Here is a 4,029-nt window from a genome sequence, read left to right as displayed (position 1 = left end):
TCTCGCGCGGCGACTGGCGCGGCACCCTCGGCGAACTGTCGGCCCGGCACGCCGGCATGCTTCCCCAGCAGGACCTCAACGCCGTGCGCTACAACCACCCCATCTTCGACCTGCGCGACGCCCGGGGACGGCTCAAGTCGGTGAAGACGAGCGTGCGCGCGGCGGACAGCCGGGGGGACGCGTTCGAGACGTACCTGAGCGGACTGAGGGACATGGTGGGCCTGCGGCCTGGCACCTGGGAGCGGGCGCGGGCGGCCTTGTACCCGCAGGTTCCGGCGGCCGAGGGCCGGACGCTGATGCTGCGCCATGGCTACCTGCTGGTGAACGAGGACCATGTGGAGCCGTTCCGGGCCGTGCTGCGGGACCCGGCCACCTACCGCAAGCAGTCCTACCGGGAGGTGGCGGACAAGCTGCTGGAGCTGGAGCCGGTGCGCATCGGCGGCACGGTGTACCGTGCCTACCAGAACCTGGAGAACACGCGCCGGGGCACGACGACTTCGCCCGAGGTGCGGCGGGAGGTGGAGGCCGCGCTCTGGGCCGTGAGGGAGAAGCTGGCCAGCCGCGTGCAGGGCAATGGCCTCACCAGTCCCCATCTGGTGCAACTCGAGCGCTTCCGGCGGCAGGTGGCCGTGGCCAACCCGCACATGACGGCCGCGGAAATCGAGCGCTGGGTCTTCCCCGAGTTGCTGCTGGTGGCGCGCCATGGGGGAGGCGTGCGCGGCAACGCCGTGGCCGCGGGTATCACGGGCGCGCGTGGCGCGGCGGGGGGCGCCGTGGTTTCCGTGGCTTGTGAAGGTGGTTGGCTTCTCTATGAAATATTCAATGATCAAGAGCCCGCCGTCGCACCAAGACTCGGGAAGGCCGCCGCGGCGGGTGGAGTGTCAGGCTTGGTAGGTGGAGCCACCCAGAATCTCGTGACGGCCAACGCAGGCAGTACCGTGTCGCATCAACTCGTCAGACGGGGCGTCAACGTCCATCTGTCGGCAGGTACGGGTCGAGCAGTGGGTGGTTTCGCTGGAGGAGCGCTGGCCGCACCGGTCTTCGCCATCGCCTCACTCGCGTTCGATGACGAGGAGCACGGTCGTACAGACTATGTCGCGACAGGCACGCGGGCCTTTGTTTCTGGCAGTCTGAGTTCCGCTGTTGCGGCGGGTGTGGTGGGAGCCATCTGGGGCTCGGAGGTCCCCCTGCTGGGAAACGTCGTGGGATTCATCATCGGCTTTGGCGGGTATTATCTCGTGGACGCGCTGACCGGCGAGCAGGTGGAGCAGGGCGTCCGACGCAACCTCGACGGCCCGTGAGTGGGTAGACGCAGAGAGGAGGGTGACATGTGAGGAAGACCACCGTGAAGAACCCCTTCCCCCTGTGGCTGCTGGGCTTGCTGGCGTGGCTGTTCATCTTTGCGGCTACGTCGGGTGCTCTTCTCTACCGGAGTGTCAGCAGGGGTCGTTCGGGAAGGATAGACTGGCCGGGCCTGGCGTTGATTGCGATGGGACCCGCCGGATTGGTGGTGATGATCGTCCAGCGCATCCGTGCGGAGCCGACACCCGAGGAGCGGGCGGCGTTCTGGGCCATCTTCCACGCGGAACCGGGGACCATTGGCGCGGTGATGGTGACGCGCAATGGCGTGCCCGAGGTGATTGCCACCGTGCGCAGCACCGAGGAGTACCTGAAGCTGGCGGGCTCGGGCCAACTGCCCCCTGACCACCGCGTCTACCTGCCCAACGACATCATCTGAGCACCGTGCGCCGTGGCGAGGGCCGCCGGCTACGGGAACGTCACCCCGTCGAAGAACTCCGCCGTGCCGCTCTCCTGGCTCCACAGCTTCAGCGTGAAGGTTCCGCGCGCCGCCTCCTCCGTCAGCTCCACCTCCACCAGGACCTGGAGCTTCTTGCCTGGCGCAATGGGCTCCAGCGGCCACACGCCCAGCACCTTCCACTCCTCTCCGTTCTTCCCCACCAGCACCGCTCCGGCAGGAGTCCAGGGCGTGCTCCCGTGGTTGCGTAGTTGCTGCTCCACGGCCAGCCGCACCACCTTGTGCCCGTTCTCCAGGCGTGGGGTGTCGGCGCGGTAGCTGCGGGCCTCCGTGGACTCGAGGGTGTTGCCCCGGCGCGAGGTGACGCTCTTCATGAGGTTCTTGCTGACGATGCCGCCCGCTCCCAGCAGCCCCTGGGCGCGCAGGCCCAGCAGTCCCCGCTGCCCGCCGCACTCCGCCTCCAGGCGCGCCTTGTCCTCCCGGCACTGTTGCACTTCCGCCCGCGCCTGCCCCTCGCCCTCCCGGTAGGACTCGAGCGAGCGCGGCTGGCGCGTCACCTCCACCTGCCGCGCGGCCTCGGAGGGGTGCACCACCAGGGTGAAGCGGACACTCACCGGGGCCGCGCCGTCCTGGAAGTACACCGTCAGCGGCACGCGCTCCCCCTCTCCCAGTGCCACCGTGGGCACGAGCGCCAGGCCCGTCTCGCCCTGCATCACCCGGAACCACTCCCGCCTGGCCAACTCCACCCGCGCCAGCTTCGCGTCGAAGAAGAAGCTGGTGGAGAGCCCCGGGTGGACGCACACCGCGAGTGCCTCGCCGGGAGTGTCCGCGCTCAGCTCCAGGTGGCGCGAGCCCGCCTCACAGTCAAAGGAGGTGGTGGGAGTGGGGGACTCCAGGGGCGCGGCGAGCAGCACGAGCCGCAGCAGGGCGGCGGCGGAGAGCACGGGCATGGGGCGGGCACCTCACGAGGACGAAACCGGAGGGGTGGGGCTCTACCACACCTCCTGCCCGGTCGTGTCCGTCCCACTTCGCGGATGCCCCCTACTTGAAACGGTCCACCACCCGCAGCCGCACGACGGGGTCCACCATCATCCTCCCCGGCCCGCTGCCGGGCTGGAACTCCAGGCCGACGTTGCCATCCGTATCCATCAACTCCATGCACACCGGGTACACCACGCCCAGGGGCGTGCGCGCCTCGGTGAAGCGGCCGTACACCCGCCCCTCGTGGACGTAGAGCGTCCCGGAGACGCGGGTCTGGTCCGGCAGCGCCACCTTGTCGCCCCGGCCCCACGTGTCCCTGTTCGTCTCCCAGTCACCCGCCACGCGCAGGGAGGCGGCCTCGGACACCTCCACGGACCTGCCGCGCACGGCGCTCCAGTCCATGCTGAAGAATTCCCCGAGGCGCAGGCCGAGCGTGGCCGTCATGGTCTCCACGGCTCCCGCGGGACACGCCCGCGGCGGCGGCGGCGGGCGCTCGGACGGCACCTGCTGCGAGGCACCCAGGCAGGCCTGGAGGGCGGCGCCGGTGAGGCCCAGGCACGCGGTGCGCACGGCGGCCTTGCGGCGCGGGGGAGCGGTTTCCGGCGGAGCACCGGGTGTCTTCAGGGGTTGCTGTTGCATGGGGGCACTGTCCTTTCGGGGCGCCTCGGAACGAGGCGCGGCCACGGCCCGCACAGGGTGCGGCGCGGGCGCTCCGGGTGCCACTTCCTGGCGGGAGCCGAGCCACCAGGCCCCCAGCACCACGGCCAACCCCACCCCCAGTGCCGCCAGCCCCCGGCCCCGGCGCCCCCACGGCTTCACCCGGGGCCGCGGCCCGGGGCGCGGCACCTGCGTCCAGTCCACATCCGTGCGCGCCCTCAACTCCTCCAGCGCCTCGCACAACGCCACGGCGCCCGGGTAGCGCGCCTCGGGCGTCTTGGCCAGCAGCCGCAGGCACACCGCCTCCACCGCCCGGGGCACGCGCGGGTTGAGCACGTGCGGCGGCAGGGGCGCCCGGTGCAGCACCGCCTCCACGTCCTCGCCCCCATGCTCGGCCGGCAGGAAGGGGAAGCGCCCCGTCAGCACCCGGTAGAGCACCACCCCCAGCGCGTACAGGTCATCTCCCGGCCCCGCCCGGTAGTGCGCGCCCGGCTCGCCCGCGTGGGCCCGGCCATACGCCCACGCCTCCGGCGCCCGGTAGGGCAGCGTGCCCGGAGGAAACATCCCCTTCGTCAGCGTGGGGCAGGCCGGGTGCCAGGCCACCCCGAAGTCCACCAGCACCGCCTCGCCCGTCT

General features: G+C 71.2%; 4 protein-coding genes. 2 read left to right on the top strand and 2 right to left on the bottom strand.

The features are described from left to right. Both AC16DP_RS24715 and AC16DP_RS24710 read left to right on the top strand, forming a co-directional pair. The coding region (locus tag AC16DP_RS24715; protein ID WP_483956869.1) for a hypothetical protein at positions 1–1,301 on the top strand (1,301 nt) is incomplete at its 5' end. A gap of 44 nt (positions 1,302–1,345) precedes the next feature. Beyond that, complete coding sequence (locus tag AC16DP_RS24710) at positions 1,346–1,738, top strand: hypothetical protein (protein WP_329730856.1); 393 nt, start codon at positions 1,346–1,348, stop codon at positions 1,736–1,738. Positions 1,739–1,767: 29 nt separating this feature from the next. Here AC16DP_RS24710 and AC16DP_RS24705 read toward each other — a convergent pair whose 3' ends face one another. Both AC16DP_RS24705 and AC16DP_RS24700 read right to left on the bottom strand, forming a co-directional pair. After that, positions 1,768–2,706 (bottom strand): DUF2381 family protein, encoded by a 939-nt coding sequence (locus AC16DP_RS24705; RefSeq protein ID WP_329730855.1) that lies wholly within the window; start codon positions 2,704–2,706, stop codon positions 1,768–1,770. Positions 2,707–2,797: 91 nt separating this feature from the next. Further along, a partial coding sequence (locus AC16DP_RS24700) for a serine/threonine protein kinase (protein WP_483956868.1) occupies positions 2,798–4,029 on the bottom strand: 1,232 nt, incomplete at its 5' end.

The sequence above is a fragment of the Archangium sp. genome (genome assembly GCF_057119385.1).
This window is presented reverse-complemented; position numbering and strand designations above follow the sequence as displayed.

Coding starts and splice junctions, on each gene's coding strand:
- AC16DP_RS24705 (WP_329730855.1), bottom strand. CDS start 2,706: ATGCCCGTGCTCTCCGCCGCCGCCCTGCTGCGGCTCGTGCTGCTCGCC.